General features: G+C 39.3%; 21 protein-coding genes. 8 read left to right on the top strand and 13 right to left on the bottom strand.

The window, feature by feature from the left end; translation table 11 throughout:
* Positions 1 to 9: 9 nt before the first annotated feature.
* The 4 genes from FA047_RS02355 to FA047_RS02340 all read right to left on the bottom strand — a co-directional run bounded on the left by FA047_RS02355 (position 10) and on the right by FA047_RS02340 (position 4,536).
* On the bottom strand, positions 10 to 1,011 hold the full coding sequence (locus FA047_RS02355) for a 4-hydroxyproline epimerase (protein WP_136834375.1): 1,002 nt from the start codon (positions 1,009 to 1,011) through the stop codon (positions 10 to 12).
* Positions 1,012 to 1,014: 3 nt separating this feature from the next.
* The gene (locus FA047_RS02350; protein WP_136834374.1) at positions 1,015 to 2,598 is read right to left on the bottom strand and encodes an aldehyde dehydrogenase (NADP(+)); all 1,584 of its coding nucleotides are present in this window, start codon (positions 2,596 to 2,598) and stop codon (positions 1,015 to 1,017) included.
* Positions 2,591 to 3,526, bottom strand: a complete 936-nt coding sequence (locus FA047_RS02345; RefSeq protein WP_136834373.1) for a dihydrodipicolinate synthase family protein — start codon at positions 3,524 to 3,526, stop codon at positions 2,591 to 2,593. The genes FA047_RS02350 and FA047_RS02345 overlap by 8 nt, the downstream gene beginning before the upstream one ends.
* Before the next feature lie 122 nt (positions 3,527 to 3,648).
* Positions 3,649 to 4,536: an AraC family transcriptional regulator gene (locus FA047_RS02340; RefSeq protein WP_136834372.1), complete on the bottom strand. Its 888-nt coding sequence runs from the start codon at positions 4,534 to 4,536 to the stop codon at positions 3,649 to 3,651.
* 200 nt (positions 4,537 to 4,736) lie between these two features.
* On the opposite strand from FA047_RS02340, the gene FA047_RS02335 reads away from it, so the two are divergent.
* On the top strand, positions 4,737 to 5,867 hold the full coding sequence (locus tag FA047_RS02335) for a histidine decarboxylase (protein WP_136834371.1): 1,131 nt from the start codon (positions 4,737 to 4,739) through the stop codon (positions 5,865 to 5,867).
* 37 nt (positions 5,868 to 5,904) lie between these two features.
* On the opposite strand, the gene FA047_RS02330 is transcribed toward FA047_RS02335, so the two are convergent.
* Complete coding sequence (locus FA047_RS02330; protein ID WP_136834370.1) at positions 5,905 to 6,783, bottom strand: NAD(P)H-binding protein; 879 nt, start codon at positions 6,781 to 6,783, stop codon at positions 5,905 to 5,907.
* 82 nt (positions 6,784 to 6,865) lie between these two features.
* On the opposite strand from FA047_RS02330, the gene FA047_RS02325 reads away from it, so the two are divergent.
* The gene (locus FA047_RS02325) at positions 6,866 to 7,225 is read left to right on the top strand and encodes a winged helix-turn-helix transcriptional regulator (protein ID WP_136834369.1); all 360 of its coding nucleotides are present in this window, start codon (positions 6,866 to 6,868) and stop codon (positions 7,223 to 7,225) included.
* A gap of 72 nt (positions 7,226 to 7,297) precedes the next feature.
* The gene (locus FA047_RS02320; RefSeq protein WP_136834368.1) at positions 7,298 to 7,807 is read left to right on the top strand and encodes a DinB family protein; all 510 of its coding nucleotides are present in this window, start codon (positions 7,298 to 7,300) and stop codon (positions 7,805 to 7,807) included.
* On the opposite strand, the gene FA047_RS02315 is transcribed toward FA047_RS02320, so the two are convergent.
* On the bottom strand, positions 7,777 to 8,370 hold the full coding sequence (locus FA047_RS02315; RefSeq protein WP_136834367.1) for a dihydrofolate reductase family protein: 594 nt from the start codon (positions 8,368 to 8,370) through the stop codon (positions 7,777 to 7,779). The two genes, FA047_RS02320 and FA047_RS02315, sit on opposite strands and share 31 nt — an antisense overlap.
* Before the next feature lie 177 nt (positions 8,371 to 8,547).
* Between FA047_RS02315 and FA047_RS02310 the strand changes: the two genes are divergently transcribed.
* The 3 genes from FA047_RS02310 (at position 8,548) to FA047_RS21085 (ending at position 9,746) form a co-directional block, all read left to right on the top strand.
* Complete coding sequence (locus tag FA047_RS02310) at positions 8,548 to 8,958, top strand: VOC family protein (protein ID WP_136834366.1); 411 nt, start codon at positions 8,548 to 8,550, stop codon at positions 8,956 to 8,958.
* A gap of 34 nt (positions 8,959 to 8,992) precedes the next feature.
* Complete coding sequence (locus FA047_RS02305) at positions 8,993 to 9,448, top strand: VOC family protein (RefSeq protein ID WP_136834365.1); 456 nt, start codon at positions 8,993 to 8,995, stop codon at positions 9,446 to 9,448.
* A gap of 97 nt (positions 9,449 to 9,545) precedes the next feature.
* Entirely contained in the window at positions 9,546 to 9,746 is a 201-nt protein-coding gene (locus tag FA047_RS21085; protein ID WP_136835134.1) for a DinB family protein, read from the top strand.
* Between the two features lie 15 nt (positions 9,747 to 9,761).
* Here FA047_RS21085 and FA047_RS02295 read toward each other — a convergent pair whose 3' ends face one another.
* Together FA047_RS02295 and FA047_RS02290 are read right to left on the bottom strand one after the other, a co-directional pair.
* Entirely contained in the window at positions 9,762 to 10,727 is a 966-nt protein-coding gene (locus FA047_RS02295; RefSeq protein WP_136834364.1) for an NAD(P)-dependent alcohol dehydrogenase, read from the bottom strand.
* A gap of 165 nt (positions 10,728 to 10,892) precedes the next feature.
* Positions 10,893 to 11,492 (bottom strand): Crp/Fnr family transcriptional regulator, encoded by a 600-nt coding sequence (locus FA047_RS02290; protein ID WP_205943222.1) that lies wholly within the window; start codon positions 11,490 to 11,492, stop codon positions 10,893 to 10,895.
* A 164-nt stretch (positions 11,493 to 11,656) separates the two neighbouring features.
* Between FA047_RS02290 and FA047_RS02285 the strand changes: the two genes are divergently transcribed.
* Positions 11,657 to 12,280 (top strand): hypothetical protein, encoded by a 624-nt coding sequence (locus FA047_RS02285; protein WP_136834363.1) that lies wholly within the window; start codon positions 11,657 to 11,659, stop codon positions 12,278 to 12,280.
* A gap of 470 nt (positions 12,281 to 12,750) precedes the next feature.
* Here FA047_RS02285 and FA047_RS02280 read toward each other — a convergent pair whose 3' ends face one another.
* Complete coding sequence (locus FA047_RS02280; RefSeq protein WP_205943221.1) at positions 12,751 to 13,242, bottom strand: DUF1016 N-terminal domain-containing protein; 492 nt, start codon at positions 13,240 to 13,242, stop codon at positions 12,751 to 12,753.
* A gap of 140 nt (positions 13,243 to 13,382) precedes the next feature.
* Here FA047_RS02280 and FA047_RS02275 point away from each other — a divergent pair, with 140 nt between their 5' ends.
* Entirely contained in the window at positions 13,383 to 13,901 is a 519-nt protein-coding gene (locus FA047_RS02275) for a hypothetical protein (protein ID WP_136834362.1), read from the top strand.
* A 574-nt stretch (positions 13,902 to 14,475) separates the two neighbouring features.
* Here the strand turns inward: FA047_RS02275 and FA047_RS02270 are convergent.
* The 4 genes from FA047_RS02270 to FA047_RS02255 all read right to left on the bottom strand — a co-directional run bounded on the left by FA047_RS02270 (position 14,476) and on the right by FA047_RS02255 (position 17,382).
* A complete protein-coding gene (locus tag FA047_RS02270) occupies positions 14,476 to 15,102 on the bottom strand; it encodes a cupin domain-containing protein (protein WP_136834361.1) in 627 nt (208 codons plus the stop codon).
* 58 nt (positions 15,103 to 15,160) lie between these two features.
* Positions 15,161 to 15,865, bottom strand: a complete 705-nt coding sequence (locus tag FA047_RS02265; protein ID WP_136834360.1) for a hypothetical protein — start codon at positions 15,863 to 15,865, stop codon at positions 15,161 to 15,163.
* Between the two features lie 18 nt (positions 15,866 to 15,883).
* Entirely contained in the window at positions 15,884 to 16,534 is a 651-nt protein-coding gene (locus FA047_RS02260; RefSeq protein WP_136834359.1) for a cupin domain-containing protein, read from the bottom strand.
* Positions 16,535 to 16,659: 125 nt separating this feature from the next.
* Entirely contained in the window at positions 16,660 to 17,382 is a 723-nt protein-coding gene (locus FA047_RS02255) for a LytR/AlgR family response regulator transcription factor (RefSeq protein ID WP_136834358.1), read from the bottom strand.
* Positions 17,383 to 17,404 lie beyond the last annotated feature (22 nt).

The following is a 17,404-nucleotide window of genomic DNA, read 5'->3' as shown; positions in this document are numbered from 1 at the left end:
ATAATTTCTTTAAATAACCTGAAATCCATGTGCATATGGATCATCATCATCAATAATTATGGTATTGTAACCCGTCACCATCGCCCATCCGGCTATGCCGGGAACTATGGCCGGTACCCCACCTACTGTCGTTTCTTCTTCTATAGTACCGGTAAACTTTGATCCTATAAAACTCTCATGGATAAACTGATCGCCCTTTTTTAGCTTACCTTTTGCATGCCACTGCGCCATTCTCGCCGACGTGCCGGTACCACAAGGTGAACGGTCGATGGCCTTATCTCCATAAAACACCGCATTCCTGGCTGTTGATGATGCATCCAGCGTCTTTCCTGCCCACAGCAGATGACTGCAGCCCCTGATGTTCTCATCTTCCGGATGAACGAATTCTTCCTGGCGATTGATGATCTCCCTGATTGTCCGGCTAAATTTAATCAGCTCATCTGCAGTATGGTGTTCTACACCTTTAAAATTTTCCTGTGGATCTACAATCGCATAAAAATTCCCGCCATAGGCGACATCAATCGTTAGTACACCCAAATCCGGGCTTACCACCTTGATGTTCTCTTTTGCGAGAAATGACTTTACGTTGGTCAGTTTCACGGAGGTTACTTTTTTACCTGATTTGGTATAGTCGATCAGAATTAGTCCCGCCGGAGCTTCAAGTCTCAGTCTGCCTTCTGTTTTAGGGATGATAAGCCCCTCTTCAATGGCAATTGTTACCGTACCGATGGTACCATGACCGCACATGGGCAGACAGCCGCTTGTTTCGATATACAGTACTCCACAATCATTCTCCGGGTTCGAAGGCGGATACAGAATACTTCCGCTCATCATATCATGTCCACGGGGTTCAAACATCAGACCCTTTCTGATCCAGTCATACTCCGCTAAAAAATGAAGCCTTTTGTCCATCATTGACTCCCCAACGAGCTGGGGGCCACCACCCGCAACAACCCTTACAGGGTTACCGCAGGTATGCGCATCAATACAAAAAAACTTTTTATGGCCCATAACTTAAATATCCTTAGTATTATAAATTCCATCAACCTTTCTCAAAATCCTCTGCTTGTTTTCATTCTTCAACCCCTCAGGCAATATATCGTCCGGAAAATCCTGAAAACATACCGGTCTTAAAAACCTGTTGATTGCCGCTCCGCCAACGGAAGTAGATCTGGCGTCACTTGTAGCCGGAAACGGACCACCGTGTACCATTGCGTACGAAACCTCCACACCGGTCGGAGCACTATTAAATATAATACGTCCGGCTTTTTCTGTCAGGACGGCTACTAAATCCCGGTAGTTTTGCAATTCACTTGCCGTACCGAAAACAGTGGCAGTCAGTTGTCCTTCAAGGCTTTCCAGTCCATCCAATAAATCAGATTTGCTGTTGCAAACCACCATAATGCTTGTAGGGCCAAAGACCTCATTTTGCAAATGTTTATCAGCCAGAAAGTCATCCAGAGAAACCTTGAAAATCCCTGGTGCAGCTTTAAAACTCTCCTGTTCGTCTGCTGCAAACAAAAGGGTTTCAGAAGATTTGGACTGACGAAGCTTATCTTTCGACTCATAATAATGCTGTGCAATACCCCTATTTAGCATCACCTGCCCGGCGGTATCTGAAAGCTTTTGCTGCAACGTTTGCGCAAACACATCCCAGTTTTTGTCATTCAAGACAAATAACAACCCCGGATTTGTGCAAAACTGTCCGGCTCCTAAACTGATAGACGCCGCTAGTTTTCCGGCGGTTTCTTCTGCTTTTTCGGCAAGTAACTCCGGAAGGATCACAACAGGATTTACACTGCTCATTTCTGCATAAACAGGTATTGGCACTTCTCTTTCGGAAGCTATCTTACTTAAAGCAAGACCTGCGTTTCTTGAACCAGTAAAACCTATGGCCTTAATTCCAGGATGTGCAGCTAGCTTAGCTCCCAGTTCGGCACCTTCACCGTTCAGACTGGAGAAAACGCCGTTAGGCATATTACACTTTTCCGCAGCACGCAAAATACATGCTGAGATCAGTTCATTCGTACCCAGATGAGCAGGATGTGCCTTCACAATCACAGGACATCCCGCCGCAAGTGCTGATGCAGTATCACCCCCCGCAGTTGAAAATGCAAAAGGGAAATTACTTGCAGCAAATACAACCACAGGACCCAAAGGAACATTAATAGTTCTCAGACCTGGTTTTGGCAGCGGTGATCTTTCCGGCTGCGCAAGATCGATGATACAGTTCTGGTAACTTCCTTCCCTTACGATTTTTGCAAAAAATCTCAATTGTCCGGTAGTCCTACCCGTCTCACCTTCCAGTCTGCCTTTAGGCAAAGCTGTTTCCACCAAAGCTTTGCTGATATTCTCTTCAGCATTGGCTTCAATTTCAGCTGCTATAGCTTCCAGAAAAGCTGCCCTTTGCTCATTGGAGATTTCCTTTAGTGCAGTAAAGGCCGACTTAGCCTTTTGAACGGCCAGTTCAATTTCGGCATCCGTTGCAGGGTAAAATGTATCATTCAGATATCTTTGCTCCAGCGTACTGTAGACCTTTATAGTCTGCGTACTCTGACCGGATCTCTCAAAACCAATAAAATTATAGCCTTTAAGCATCTGCTGTCTCTTTTATATTTTTATAATCTGGTAATTCAGGGCGAACTGCCAATGCATCGTCTATAACTTTAATTACACGCTCACGCTCTTCGCCCGACAATTGTAGTCTTGGCGCCCTTACTGTTTCTGTTCCAATTCCGGTGGCCACTGCTGCCAATTTAATGTATTGTACCAGTTTAGGATCTGTATCCAGTTCAAGTAATGGCATAAACCACCTGTAAATAGCTATCGCCTTTGTGATCTCTCCTGCTTTTACCAACTTGTAGATCGCAACAGTTTCTGCCGGGAAAGCATCTACAAGACCGGCTACCCATCCGTGTGCGCCCATAACCAAACTTTCCAATGCAAGAGGATCTACTCCTGTCAGGATTTTAAAACGGTCTCCAAAACGGTTGATCATTCGGGTGATATTCGTGATATCCCTGGTTGATTCTTTAACTGCTTCAATATTTTCAAATGGCAATAGTTCCTCAAACATATCCAGCGTAATCATGATCTTATAATCCACGGGGTTATTGTACAGCATGATCGGTAGCTTCGTAGATTTTGCAACGGCTTTGAAATATTCCAGGGTCTCTTCACTATCTGCATAGTACCTCATTGGAGGCAATAACATGAAACCGTCAGCACCGTAAGCTTCAGCTTCCGTAGCTAGTTTAATTGCGGCTTCGGTAGTTTGCTCTGCGATGTTAATCAAAATTGGAAAATTACTTGGAAGGAATTCCCTGGCAGCAAAATACAGTTGCTTTTTTTCATCATTGCTAAGGGAACTGGCCTCGCCTAATGATCCGCCTAAAATTATTCCGTCAACACCTGCTTCCAGTTGGGCAGTCAGGTTGATTTTAAAAGTTTCGAGATCAATTTTATCTTCAGCCGTAAAAGGCGTTAAAAGTGCAGGGAATACTCCATTCCAATTTATCTTATTCATACGATATGGCTTTTTGTTTAGTCAAAAGTATTTACTAAATGTAATTATAGATTCACCTCGATTAGTAGATTCTTTACATTTTTTAACCCTAAACACCAGTAATACGTGGTTTTTCGATTACTTTAATGAATATATGTAGCAGATAGGTAATTGTTGAGGTACTCACTGGGCGATTTCCCCATCATTGCCCTGAAAACCCGGTTAAAATGAGTAACATTATTAAAGCCACAATTATAGGCGATCAGAGATTTACTGCTTTCTGATCCTTCCTTAACAAGTTGCTGGCAGGCTTCATTAACCCGTACCTCATTCAAAAACGAGATAAAAGTACGCAGGGTCCTCTTCTTGAAATAGCGGCAAAAAGCCGGTGGGGTCATATTGGCTTTCTTCGAAATCTCCTCCAAAGTGATCTCTTTATTGTAATTTGTCATGATATAGTGGTAGATCTGACTGATTTTCACCCCTTCGTTTTCACTAACCAGTCCCAGATCTCCGTTGGCTGACAACAGTTTCAAATTCTTGATCTGTGTAATGTGAATCATCAGTTCAATAAATCCGACTAGCAATGGGGCTCCTTCACTTTTAAAAAGTAATTTCAAGCGGGATACTACTTCTTTTTTTGCTGATTCAGGGATACCAAACCCGGTACTATACTTACTAAAAAGTGTTTGTATCACACTCAATTCGGTTAGCCCAAACAAACCTTTTAAATCTCCGGATGGGTTAAAAAAAATAGTCAATGCCTTAATATCCTGCTCAAAAGGCTCTTTAAAATAACCCGGACTACTTTTAAAGACATGAGGCTGATTCGCACCAATGCAAAATATATCACCTGAGGAAAACGGATACATCTGATTGCTGACCACTAAAGTACCCTCTCCCTTTTCTATCCATGTGAGTTGCATTTCCGTATGCCTGTGCAAATGAGGATAAAAAAAAGGCCCGCGCTCTTCCTGTAGAATAATATTCTTATTTGCCGGAACAGGGATTGTAAACTGGAGGACATTCATTTACACTCAAATTTAGAAATTCTATGGATAACACCGTTCAGGACTGCAATATAATTTCATAGGTCATAACAAATTCACCTATATTAGATACAATATTCTGAATAAAAAACAAATTCAATATTATATTCTAATATAATTAAAAACATATTGTTTTTATTCTGAATTACTTAGTTTTGTCTCGACCAAAAAGATAAACTTTTATGCAAGAAAACACCTTGTCTCCTGAAGATCAGTATACGTTGACAGAATTGCTCTACAAGATTCAGCTCAAAACGAATAACTTCATGGGATATCCGGTATCTAAGGATTTTGACTTTACCGAACTTATTCCTTTCCTGAACTATCCAATGAATAATCTTGGTGATCCTTTTGTAGATTCTACATACGGCGTCGACTCAAGGGAAATGGAAAAAGAGGTAATCGAGTTTTTCGCAACATTATTCAGAGCAGAAAAAGACAACTGGTGGGGCTATGTAACAAATGGCGGTTCTGAGGGAAATCTATATGGTTTATACCTGGCCCGCGAACTCCACCCTAAAGGCATGGTCTATTGTTCGGAATCGACTCATTATAGCGTACAAAAGAACATTCATTTGTTAAATATGACAAATATCGTGATCAGCGCACAGGAAAATGGTGAAATCAATTATCAGGATTTGGAAGATACTATCCGAATGAACCGGCATATGCCTGTGATCATTATGGCAAATATTGGTACAACCATGACCGAGGCACGTGATGACATCAGTAAAATTAAAGATATCCTAAAAAAGATGGCCATCAAAAATTATTACATCCATGCCGATGGTGCACTTTCAGGCAGTTATAGTGCCTTTATTGAACCCAGGCCTGCATTTGACTTTGCAGATGGTGCGGATAGCATTGCGATTAGTGGCCATAAGTTTTTTGGTTCTCCGATGCCTTGCGGCGTTGTTGTTGTCAAGAAATCAAACAGGGATCGAATAGCGAGATCGGTAGCCTATATTGGCAGTGTAGACACCACCATCACGGGATCTAGAAATGGGCATAGCCCCCTCTTCCTATGGTATACCTTAAAAAAACATGGTATAGATGGCCTAAAAAAACGGGCACAGCATAGCCTTGCAATTGCTCAGTATGCCGAACGTAAATTGAAAGAGATCGGTATAGCAGCCTGGAGAAATCCAAATACGATAACGGTTAACTTCCCTGCCCCCAGTTCAGCCATCAGAAAAAAATGGCAGCTTGCTTCAGAAAATGCTATTTCTCATATCATCTGCATGCCCAATGTTCAAAAAGAACAGATTGACCAATTGGTATTGGAAATGAAAGCTGATTTAGTCGAAGTTTAAAGGGTTGCTCCTTATGAGCAACCCTTTCTGATTAAACTTAAAAAGCCTTCGCAAATTCCTTTGCAAAATCCTCCAGCTTCACTTTCCCAAACGACGACGGCTTGTGATTAAAATAATGCTCATATAATTTGCGGCTCCTGGTTGCATCCCCCATTTCTACGTAACTTTTAGCCATTACCTCAGGCAATCCTGCCTGCAGCATACCACCTAGCGCATCTTCATCATTAAACTCTACCCATAGCAGTTCAGGTTTTCCTATAGCAGCACCAAGAACACCAGCTACACCCGCAGCAGTACTTTCATCACTGGCAACATACCTTACAACCTTTCCCGTAAAATCATGTTGCAATTCTTCTGCGGCAGCTGCTGCGATATCTTTAGGATGCACCAGTACAAGTGGTGTTTCAGCACTATAATTTGAACCTAGGATACCAGCATGTTTGATCATGTCTACATTTCCATAGAAATTGGTATAGAAAAATGCAGGGCGCAGATGTTTAACAGCCACACCATCCAGTTTGCTATACGTTTGCTCCACATCATGCAGACCTGAAATCGGCCCTGTCCCGCCATCAAGGTGCGCACCAATACTACTCAAATTTACTACCCTTTTTACTCCTGAAGCCTGAATAGCGGCTGCATATTTTTCACCTACAGAAGAAATGAATTCCCTGATGTTTGAAGCTCCAAAATTTGGAGGAACCATTGTATAAATGGCATCTTTATCAGAAAACGCTGCAGTTAAAAATGCAACGTCTTCTACAGAGCCAATAGCTGCCGTGGCTCCAAGCGCTTCAATCTCCTTAGCCTTGGCCGCATTGCTACTAATTATGGTTACATGATGTCCGGCAGCAATTAAAGTTGCCGCCAATGGTTTACTGATATTTCCGAGTGATCCTGTGATTGTAAAATTCATAATTATATATTTTAAATTGTTGATTACAAAGGTATATTTGTACTTACTTTTATACAAGTACTTACCCCAAAGTATGTAACTCATGACTGCCATTAAAGAAAATTCAACCCGCAACTTCAACAAACAGATTTCTGCTGTTTCCTGTCCTGTAACCTATGTAATGAATAAGATTGGAGGGCACTGGAAGCCCATTATCTTATATCATCTTTCAATTGGTCCGAAGCGCTACAGCGAATTAAAACGTGCAATTCCTGAGATCACGGAAAAGATGCTGATCCAGCACTTAAAACAATTGCAGGAAGATGACCTGGTTCTCAGAACTGCAGAACCTGTTGTACCCCCATTTGTAACTTATTCATTAACTCTTGCAGGAGCAAAACTACAACCCGTCCTAAATGCAATGGCCATCTGGGGGTTAGATGACATGAGGCAAAGGACATAACCATAGGAAAAAAACCAAAATAAATGTTCATTGTTATATAGTTACGTCTAGCTTACTATAAACCTTTAGCATATGATACTGCAACAACTCAAAGGAGAATTCGAACAAGAAGTAAATAGCACCCGTAAATTACTTCAGGCAGTTCCGGAAAAAGACATTGATTATAAGCCATCCGACATATCATGGACAATGGGAGAACTCGCCCAGCACATCGCTACAATTTACTACTGGTATGTTGGCACGCTCACAGAAGATATATACGACATGGCGGCCGACCATGTTAAAAGAGGTGAACCAAATGACATCAAAGCTACCTTAGCACTTTTTGAAAGTAACGTCGAAAAAGCACGTGCTGCATTAAACGCTCTTACTGAACAAAAATTACTGGACAACTGGACTATGAAAGTTGGTGAGAAGGTAGTTCTTGGACCTATGCCAAGAGGCATCGTTTCGCGTGGTTTTCTTTTTAACCATATTTATCACCATCGTGGCGAATTGATTGTTTATCTGCGCGCAACAGGAAATAAAGTGCCCGGCATGTATGGTCCTACTTATGAAGAAACAGTACCTGTCTCCACCTGACCAGCACGCTTGTAATTGGCCATAATTACACCTTTTGGCGTAACAACGCTCTCTATTAATTCAAAAGCTGCCGGAATCGCTTCATTGTCAAACAACTTTTTCCCTTTGCCAAGAAGCACCGGATGAATATTGAGCCAAAGTTCGTCTACTAAATCATGCTTCAGCAAAAGCTGAACCAGCTCACTACTACCCCATACCTTGAGGTCATTGCCTTCCGAGTTCTTAAGCTTTTCTATATCAACCACACTGCTAAGGAACATGCTGTTGTTCCAGTCAGACCTCTCCATGGTATTGGAAAGAACATACTTGGCGACCTCATTTACGCCCGGCCAATAATCCGCATGCTTTGGCCAGTAATCCACAAAGATTTCGAATGTTTTTCTGCCGAGCAGAAGATCTGCGGGTTGCATCTGTTTTTGCATGAGTTTACCGGAGACTTCGTCATCATAAGGTGCAGTCCAACCACCGTATTCAAAACTGCCGGATGTATCTTCCTCAGGACCACCGGGTGCCTGCATCACCCCATCTAATGTAATAAATGATAAAACTATTATTTTTCTCATACCTATCTTTATTTACAGTCTTATTGATAACATCCTTCAAAACAAAAGGTTTTGCCCCCCGTATAGCCGTCCCTTTCAAACAGATAGTCGCATTTACCCCCTTAACTTGTCGTTCTTACACATTTGAACTACGTAGCATTCCTGTACCTTTGAGTACAACTAAAACAGAAAGACAATATGGCAACTCAAATTTTTGTCAACCTACCCATCAAAGACCTCAACAGATCTGTAGAATTTTTTACCAAACTCGGTTATACTTTTAATCCGAAATTTACCAACGAGAAAGCGACTTGCATGATCATCAGCGATACCATTTACATTATGCTGCTGACAGAACCTTTCTTTCAGACCTTTACTAAAAAAGAAATTGTAGATGCGCATAAGTCAGTAGAGTGTTCTATTTGCTTATCGGCCGACAGTAAAGAGGCGGTTAACGAAATGGTGGAGAAAGCACAAGCGGCAGGTGCCACGATACCTAATCCGGCTACCGATTACGGCTTTATGTACCAGCACAGCTTTGAAGACCTTGATGGCCACCATTGGGAGTTTGCATGGATGGATCCTAACGGTATGCCTGAACAACAATAGTGAACACAACATATCTTATTTTTAAGAAAAAACTATGGCAAACAATAAATTACTGCGAATGGACAATGTCGGCATCGTTGTAGAATCCCTCGACGAGGCTATCGCTTTTTTCACAGAGATAGGCCTAAAACTGGAAGGTCGGGCAACCATTGAGGGTGAATGGGCCGGTCGTGTTACCGGATTAGGCAATCAGCATGTGGAGGTTGCAATGATGATCACCCCTGATGGCCACAGCCGATTGGAGCTTTCACGATTTCTGAGCCCGGCTACTATCGAACATCACAGGGCCGCTCCTGTGAATGCGCTTGGTTACCTGCGTGTGATGTTCACCGTTGAGAATGTTGACGAGATGGTATCCAGACTCATCAGTCATGGTGCCCAGCTCGTTGGCGAAGTGGTTCAGTATGAAAGTTCATACCGGCTCTGCTATATTCGGGCAAAGGACGGGCTTCTAATCGGTTTGGCTGAAGAACTTAACAATTCCATCTGATTGCCAGAGAACCAATAAATAAAAAAGGAGATTGAAAGTTAAAAAAAACGATCAACCTCCTTTTAATATCTGTTTAGGTTAATGGCCGGAAAAATACATTGAAACTGATGCATATGGTATTTTTACCGATGTCATTACCCACGAGTTTCACCATAAAGGACAAGCCATGACCATGGCCAGACTACTTGGGCACATCCCTCCCGATACGGATGTCATGCGCTTTTGGATTATTGCAGACCTGAAAATATTTTCCGCCATTTCAACCACTCAACACGCCATAAAAATGATAAAAGCTTAAACTCGTTACCTTAAGTTAAAAAACGATTTGGAGCACCACATTGCCAACCTTTTGCTTGGACTCTACATAAGTATAAGCTTCCACGATCTGTTCCATGTTGTATATCCTGTCAATTACCGGAACGAAACTTCCTTTTTCAACAAGATCTTTTAAAAACTGTATCACTTCTTTATTCATCGTTGGCAAAGGAAACATTACTTTTTTACCCTTGAAAACAGGGGTGATCAGCGCTAAAAAGATATTTGCGGAATATCTCCCTAATTCAGTAGAAATGTAGATTCCTTGTTTGCGGAGCAGGGGTTTACATTTTTTAAACGAGCTTTTGCCTACCGCATCAAATATAAAATCGAACTTTTGTTCGGTGTTAGTAAAGTCGCTGGTTTCATAGTCAATAATATGATCTGCACCGAATGATTTAACCAATTCCTTGTTTTTAGTGGCACATGTTGCCGTTACGGTAGCACCGAAATACTTCAACAATTGAACAGCGGCTGAGCCTATTGCACCCGTCGCCCCATTAACCAAAACAAGTTGCCCTTTTGTCACTCCGGCTGCCCTGATGTCGCCCAGTGCATAATGAGCTCCTTCTGCGATCGGAGCAGCCGCTATATAACTCAACTGTTTCGGAATTAAGGTGATTGCATCAGTTTCTGCAATAGTTAAAAACTCAGCATGTCCTCCGGCACTGGCATCGTTAAACCCAAAAACCCGATCACCTTTTTCGAACAGCGTAACACCGGCTCCAATTTCTTCCACGCAACCTGCAAACTCACAACCTAAAATTTGATTTTTTGGCCTAAGTAATCCCGTGAAGAAACGGGAAATAAAATATTGTGCACTTCTGTAGCCGGCATCGGTTCGGTTTACAGTAGAGGCATGGACTTTAACCAATACCTCATTTCTTTTGGGTACTGGCTTCGCTACTTCGGCCAGCTCTGCCACTTGTGGAGGCCCATATTTTTTGTATACTACTGCTTTCACATTATCCAATTTATAATATTCACTAACTTAAAACGTAACGGATTGCCACGAGACAAACAACAAGATGAATATGCTTATTTTCATTTGCACAAAATAAGTATGCTTATTTAATCGGCTAGTTATCTAAAGTTAATAAATGAACCTTATTAAAATTACGTCGTAGATTTAAGAGACTTTCCTAAACAGCCTATTTCTCATTCTGCTTAAAGATTGCGGAGTGATACCCAAATAACTCGCTAAATAGTATTGAGGGATTCTTTGAGCCAAATCCGGTCTTACTTCCAGCAAATTCAAATAACGTTGCTCTGGTGTAGAAATCTTAAAATTATCAAATGCTATTTGACTTTTTGAGTGTAAATCTTCAGAAACAAGACGACACAGTTTTTCTAAGTTAGGGTATTTGTTGAAAAGCTCGTCATCTGTGTCTGAAATGCCGACAGTCAGGATGCAATCTTCAAGACAAGAAACATAATATTCAGATCGAGTACCGGTCAATGCACTAGGAGGAGTAAGCGATTCGGACTCGGTATAAAAAGCAGTAGTCTTTTCTTCTGCATCAATTAAATAATAGCACCTAAGGCATCCTTGAATCACAAAATAACCATCCTTCGAAAGTTGTCCTTCTCTTAATAAAATTGTTCCTTTCCTGAAGCTTTTGAAAATGGCCATATCAATAATAACATTTTTCTCTTCTTCAGTCAGGGTGACATATTTCGCTAAAAAATTTAGAAGAACCTGATCCATTTTATCATTAGTCAATTGCATTTTTGTAATATTTAGGCGATGGTGTCAAATCTAATATTTCTTGCTGGTTTATTAAGGACTATAGAGAAAAATACAGGGTAAGGTTCTTTCTTAACTTAAGTGAACGAGCTATGAAGTCTTGCCAATCTACCTTTGCATTATCATTTAACAGCTAATATATTGATATGCAAAAGAAAATTTTATGGTTCGCCTTGATTTTAATGATGGCAAGCACGCTACAAGTTAAAGCTCAATATTCCAAACAAGACAGTACTTATAGAAAATATTTTATAGGCAGTACCTTGTTTATGATAGCTAATGTAGTAGCTGACAATAATCCGCCTGGTATGGTTTATCTGAACTTAGGTTATCGCATTACAGGAAAGGATGTAATTTCACTAGAACTAAAAACCTGGAAATATGCCTGGCCAATTGGCATTCCTTATGGAAAATCATTTGAAGCAGAAGGAGAAGGGTTTCCAGGTTATATTCGTGAACACGGAGTTTCACTTAACTATCAAAGGTTTTTATCGAATGGCCTTTTTGCTCAAGTTGACGTGATGCCTGCTTTTCAACGCTTTGTAAATGATAACGGTGATAAGATTGACAATGGCTTTCAAATCTTTAATACTTATTCCGTTGGTTATCACATTAAACTTTTCAAGGATAGGCTTTTTTTTCAACCTTCAATAGCAGTGACCCATCGTCCCTATCAATCAAAGATGCCTGATTCGTTTAAACAGGTTGATGATAGATGGTCAAGGTTCTTCTTCGGGCAGCCTGGATTACATTTTGGGTATAATTTCTAGTAACCTTGCGGGGGTTAAGTGTCTATTTCGGTGAAAGTGGTTCTTCCCCAATCTGGTGGTGGACCAGACTTAATTGCCTGCATAAAAAATGCCTTCAGTGATCTCTGAAGGCATTTTTAAATTCCGATGCAATATTTTCGGAGAACTTATCCAAATAATGGATAGGTTGGATGTACCGATCAGCAGGAATACTTTGAACATTTAAATCGCTTTTTATTGCTTATAGAGCCTTTAGTTGAAGATTTGGAGAGGAAAAAGTTTATTTAAACAGTCGTCAAAAATCAAGGTGATTTTGCATTGAATCACCTTGACCAGATTATAATAGAACAAAAACTTGGCAAATGTGGGAACCAGTTTTTTAACTATTAAAAAGGTTAAGTTTTACCTTTTCCCGTTCTATTTCCGCAATCAGTTCTTCTTCTGTAGGTAAATAAGGCATGTATTTAGTAGCGAAGAGTCTGGGATTATCATTAATCACATAATACCTTACTATCTTCTTGATTTATAGTTTTATCATTCGAAGATAGAAGCCTATGATAGTAGAAGGTATTAATATTACGTTCACGAGTTCGTACACTCCAGTTCTGTTCAGCCGCTTCGTTTAAATAAAATCCTTTTGCAGCCTCATTTTCAACCCTCATGATTAACCGATTATGGCTCCATGTCAATTTTCTACACAGTGTGTAGAATTTGTTTTGCTCAGGGTAGGTCAGATAAAACTGTCTGAAATTATATAAATTAGAATAAGAAAAACCTTTCCCAAATTCTGTTGTCAAAGCTTTAGAAAGTTCTTTCAAAATACCTTCTCCATAAACAGCTCTTTCTTCACCATGCTGTTCTTGCTCAACAATACGTTTTCCGATCAGCCAATATGCCTCCACCATTGTCGCGTTTACAGCTGTGTAAGCCTTTTGCCTGGCTGCAGATAATATACCTCTGATTTCTTCGATATAATTGGTCATACTTCAAATTTAAAGAAAACAATCGATGAGGCACTAATATTGAAAAAGAATCCAAACCGTATAATGAAACTTGTGAGTTATAATAAATGACAAAGTGAATTACATATATTTAAACATCTATATTTCATTATAAAATAACAATGCCTACAATAGAAATAGCTTCAATTAATTCGACAGGACTTGGATTGAACCAAACTGACTTTGAGATTACAATAATTGAAGAAAATAAGCTTGAAAGTCATCGGGGACTTTTTTATGAATTGCTTAGAGAAAAAAATGGAACTATAGTCCATCTTGGTAACCCTGACCTTAAAAATCAAAAAGATGGCGGATTTTATGCCGGCGAGCTAATTGATTGGAGTATTGACCCAAATGAAGAAATTATAATACCAATCAACAATTTGGACAGCCCAATTTATGATAGCGGAGCAAATCAACAGTTCAGATTTAGGTTCTTAGATCAATATAAAGCTGACATCGATAAACTATTAAAAACAGCGCTTGACAAATCACCAATTAAGAAAATCTGCATTCTCACTGACTATCAATTTGGACCTGAAAAAGAAAGTATCGAAACTATATATACCATACAGGACTTTTGGCGGCAACATGATAATGATCGATTGATCTTTAATACATTGTATGAAATGTATGGATGATAAAAATGCAAAATATATCACCTGATGTTGCTCAGAAGTAAATGTGTTCCGAAAGTATGCGTACCACAGTTGGATTAAAATAGTTCTAAGCTAATCTGCTCTTCCCCCTTTACCAGACTAACCATGAGCAGGAATACTTTGAACAATGCTCAGATAGCTAAAAACAATGATTTTTCTTAAAAAAACCGGACTTTGAGTTGTTCAAAGTCCGGTTGTACCGATCAGGAGGAGTACTTTGAACATCTAAAGCGCTTTTTACAACTTATAGAGCCAATAATTGAAGATTTAGCACGAAAAAATTTCATCTGATTTTCCCAGAAAAAACAGTCTTGTCAAAGTAGCCAATACCTTGACAGGACTATTTTAGAACAAAAAAGTTGGCACATATGAAAAATTGTAATTAATCCTAAACTTCGGGTCAGATAACGGTGCGTAATTCTAACCATTTTGTTGACGAATTGATTGAAATTGGCGGTTTTAACATAAGTGACGAAGAACCAGTTTTGCCGAAACTACCCCTATGTGTATTTAATATTAAAACTCTTTGAAAAGCACAATTTATTGGATAATTGTATCATGATTTTAATTTTTTTAGTGCCGATTCAATGTCAATAGGTGGCCCCACAAAAGCATTATTGGCATAAAGCATTTTCAGTTCATCTTTAGTGAAAAGTTTACCCATCTGCTCTTCATTCATATATCCATTATGACAGAATACATCATAAAATTTTTCAAGTTCAGGAGAAATAGGTTGATGAATGGTAAGTAGTTCTCCTGGATTATCTACAATGTGGTTGGCAAAAGTATGTGCGGTTCCCCTTGGTATAAAAACTGTATCTCCCTTTTTGATAAGAAATATGTCTTTATCGATCTGAATTAAAAATTCTCCGGAAACAATATAGAATATTTCATCGTCTTTGTGGTGTATGTGCAATGCCGGGCCACCCAATTCTCTATTTGATAAATCAGCACCAACGCTTAAATACAGCTGATTATCCGTATCTACTGAAGACAATATACAACGTCCGTAAGTGTCTTTTGGAGATGTTTTCTTTCCGAAAAATCTACTTTCAGCTGCCCTCACAATAAATCCTTTTTCAGGCTTTGCCCTTAATTTTTTTTCAGTTAAAAAATTAAGTTTTGCTAAAGCGGTTAATGGAACCGTTAGCAATGATGTTAGCAAAAATTTACGTCGTTCCATGGTATGTTTATTAATATTTGTTGCAAAGACTGTTTACGGAAGTTTCATATTATCCGCCTTACTTTTTAAAGTATTTTTTAATGTAGGTATCAAAATCCGGTAATGATTTGTCATCCAAAATTTTAACTATTTGCGAAAATTGAATAAAAGCATATTTATAAGGGTCTTTTAATAATTCGTAATAATGTGCTGTGATATACTTTTTTGCATCAACATTTTCCGGTATGGGGTTCTTTAGTTTTGTAAGTATCAATTTTGCCATTTCATTACATTGTTGAAGTTCTTTCTCCCTTCCCTTGCTTCTCCAATATAAAAGAGCCAATTCGTTTGCTTCGTACTCTTCATCGTATGCATTTTCAGGAAGCTTGTTCGTATGGTATTGCAACGCATGTCCAACTTCGTGGGGCAAGAAAAATCCGTAAAAAAATAGGGCAGCTAAAGATTTACCTTTGTCTGGACTTCCACCCATTTCTGTGAGAAAACTTTCCATTGGTGGCCCACCTATTTGCCAGGTTAGTTGGTAGATTTTGTTTGTCTTAGATCTGTATTGCCCTGGCATAAACGTTTTTGGGATTTCTGTAGTAAGGCCTTTGAAACTAAAGGAAGGCTCAAAAAGTTTTATCCGTTTTTCAATATCACGAATTAATTCATCATTTTGATTTTTCAATGCAGCAGAATCTGTATAGATTTCAAAATAGTTATTCTGGGCTTTTGCTGTTATGCAAAACCAAGATAGTAGCAAGATTGATAATATCCTTTTCATATCGTATAGTTTTATCGATTAACTTAATCCGTATTTTTCAATTAGAGCCTGGCTCTTTTCGGGATAATAGGTAAGCCCAAATTTTTTATCCAGTTCGGCTACACGTTTTGCAATTTCTGGTTCTTCGAAAGATATTTTACGTTTAATAACTTCTGGTATAATCTTATGATATATTTCTTCCAGATAATCTTCAAAGTTTTGATTGAAATACATATCAATAAGGCGTAAATTTTCATCACCAGAATTCCAGACCACGTGAACAATTCCTCTTGGTCTTAAATGCCAGCTTCCGGCAGTAACCCCTATAACTTCATCGCCCATTAAAACCGAGGCTGTTCCCTCTAAAACATACATCAATTCATCCAAGTTGTTATGCTTATGAGGAGCACCTGCAATTTTTTTTGGAGCCAAAACGGCTTCTATGCAAGAAAATTGCGTATTTGTATCTGCACTGCGAATCAAAGTCCTCATATTACTCCCAAGAGATCCAATTTCCAATGGAGCCTTTGGAGGTATTAAAAAAGGTATTGGAGCTTTAGTTGTTGCAGCATTAATTTCTGACTCCTTACTTGGGTTATCACAAGAAGCTAAGGGAAGAATACACAATGCCGCAGCAAATAAACCCATTTGTTGCATTGCTTCACGTCGGGAGGTTTCGTTAACTTTCATAATTTAATTTTTGGTTTTGCAACTAATATTTAGCGAACTTCTTTTCGGTAACCTGTTGATGATCAAACTTAGCAGGCTTTATCTTTTGTAAGTATTTCTGTTTGATCATAAAGCTATCTTCTATATCAAAATAACTTTTGTAATAGAATATCTTTTCTTTGGGTTGATACCTCTACTTCTGAACCATCAGAAAGCTCTAAAGTTCCCCCATCTCCTTTACGGTATTTAACTACGTAAGTTAAATTGATGATCATTGAACGACTGATACGGGTAAAAAATTCATCATCTAATATGTTTTCGAATTCCTTTAGGGTTTTGGAAACTACTATTTTTTTACTGCCTGCCAATATAAACACGCTGTAATTGCTCATGGCTTCAACCCTGATAATTTGGGTCTTATCAACAATATATACACCTTCGGCGGTAGTTAGCGCCAACCTGTTGCTATTAACTTTTTCTTTTTTTAAGGTCTTAAAGTTAGATTTTTCTGCTACACGTTTTCTTAATCGGGTAATGGCGGTTTTCAGTTCTTCCTCATCAACTGGTTTAAGCAAATAATCTACCGCACTTAATCGGAGTGCCTCCAATGTGTAGCTATCGTATGCGGTAGTAAAAATTACTTCAAAATCAAAACTGCCCAAACGTTCTAAAAACTGAAAGCCATTTATTCCAGGCATTTCAACATCCAAAAAAAGTACGTCCGGTTTAAGCTCAATAATTGCGTCCAAAGCTTTAGTGGGTTGATTGAAAATCCCAACAACCTGCAACTCGTCTTCAAAAAACTCGAGCTTTTGGCTAAGAAGTTTGCTTCCCTTAACCTCATCATCTAATATAGCCGCTTTTAACATTTTATCTTTTTATTAAATTTCG

It is taken from the genome of Pedobacter frigoris (genome assembly GCF_005116445.1).
In the GTDB taxonomy this organism is placed as follows: Bacteria; Bacteroidota; Bacteroidia; order Sphingobacteriales; family Sphingobacteriaceae; genus Pedobacter; species Pedobacter frigoris.
The sequence above is the reverse complement of the archived record's forward strand: the minus strand, read 5'-3'. Positions and strand labels throughout refer to the sequence as shown.

What these genes read in the sequence shown, in the direction of transcription:
- FA047_RS02355 (WP_136834375.1), bottom strand. Translation starts at nt 1,011, where the DNA reads ATGGGCCATAAAAAGTTTTTTTGTATTGATGCGCATACCTGCGGTAAC.
- FA047_RS02350 (WP_136834374.1), bottom strand. Translation starts at nt 2,598, where the DNA reads ATGCTTAAAGGCTATAATTTTATTGGTTTTGAGAGATCCGGTCAGAGT.
- FA047_RS02345 (WP_136834373.1), bottom strand. Translation starts at nt 3,526, where the DNA reads ATGAATAAGATAAATTGGAATGGAGTATTCCCTGCACTTTTAACGCCT.
- FA047_RS02340 (WP_136834372.1), bottom strand. Translation starts at nt 4,536, where the DNA reads ATGAATGTCCTCCAGTTTACAATCCCTGTTCCGGCAAATAAGAATATT.
- FA047_RS02335 (WP_136834371.1), top strand. Translation starts at nt 4,737, where the DNA reads ATGCAAGAAAACACCTTGTCTCCTGAAGATCAGTATACGTTGACAGAA.
- FA047_RS02330 (WP_136834370.1), bottom strand. Translation starts at nt 6,783, where the DNA reads ATGAATTTTACAATCACAGGATCACTCGGAAATATCAGTAAACCATTG.
- FA047_RS02325 (WP_136834369.1), top strand. Translation starts at nt 6,866, where the DNA reads ATGACTGCCATTAAAGAAAATTCAACCCGCAACTTCAACAAACAGATT.
- FA047_RS02320 (WP_136834368.1), top strand. Translation starts at nt 7,298, where the DNA reads ATGATACTGCAACAACTCAAAGGAGAATTCGAACAAGAAGTAAATAGC.
- FA047_RS02315 (WP_136834367.1), bottom strand. Translation starts at nt 8,370, where the DNA reads ATGAGAAAAATAATAGTTTTATCATTTATTACATTAGATGGGGTGATG.
- FA047_RS02310 (WP_136834366.1), top strand. Translation starts at nt 8,548, where the DNA reads ATGGCAACTCAAATTTTTGTCAACCTACCCATCAAAGACCTCAACAGA.
- FA047_RS02305 (WP_136834365.1), top strand. Translation starts at nt 8,993, where the DNA reads ATGGCAAACAATAAATTACTGCGAATGGACAATGTCGGCATCGTTGTA.
- FA047_RS02290 (WP_205943222.1), bottom strand. Translation starts at nt 11,492, where the DNA reads ATGCAATTGACTAATGATAAAATGGATCAGGTTCTTCTAAATTTTTTA.
- FA047_RS02285 (WP_136834363.1), top strand. Translation starts at nt 11,657, where the DNA reads ATGCAAAAGAAAATTTTATGGTTCGCCTTGATTTTAATGATGGCAAGC.
- FA047_RS02280 (WP_205943221.1), bottom strand. Translation starts at nt 13,242, where the DNA reads ATGACCAATTATATCGAAGAAATCAGAGGTATATTATCTGCAGCCAGG.
- FA047_RS02275 (WP_136834362.1), top strand. Translation starts at nt 13,383, where the DNA reads ATGCCTACAATAGAAATAGCTTCAATTAATTCGACAGGACTTGGATTG.
- FA047_RS02270 (WP_136834361.1), bottom strand. Translation starts at nt 15,102, where the DNA reads ATGGAACGACGTAAATTTTTGCTAACATCATTGCTAACGGTTCCATTA.
- FA047_RS02265 (WP_136834360.1), bottom strand. Translation starts at nt 15,865, where the DNA reads ATGAAAAGGATATTATCAATCTTGCTACTATCTTGGTTTTGCATAACA.
- FA047_RS02260 (WP_136834359.1), bottom strand. Translation starts at nt 16,534, where the DNA reads ATGAAAGTTAACGAAACCTCCCGACGTGAAGCAATGCAACAAATGGGT.
- FA047_RS02255 (WP_136834358.1), bottom strand. Translation starts at nt 17,382, where the DNA reads ATGTTAAAAGCGGCTATATTAGATGATGAGGTTAAGGGAAGCAAACTT.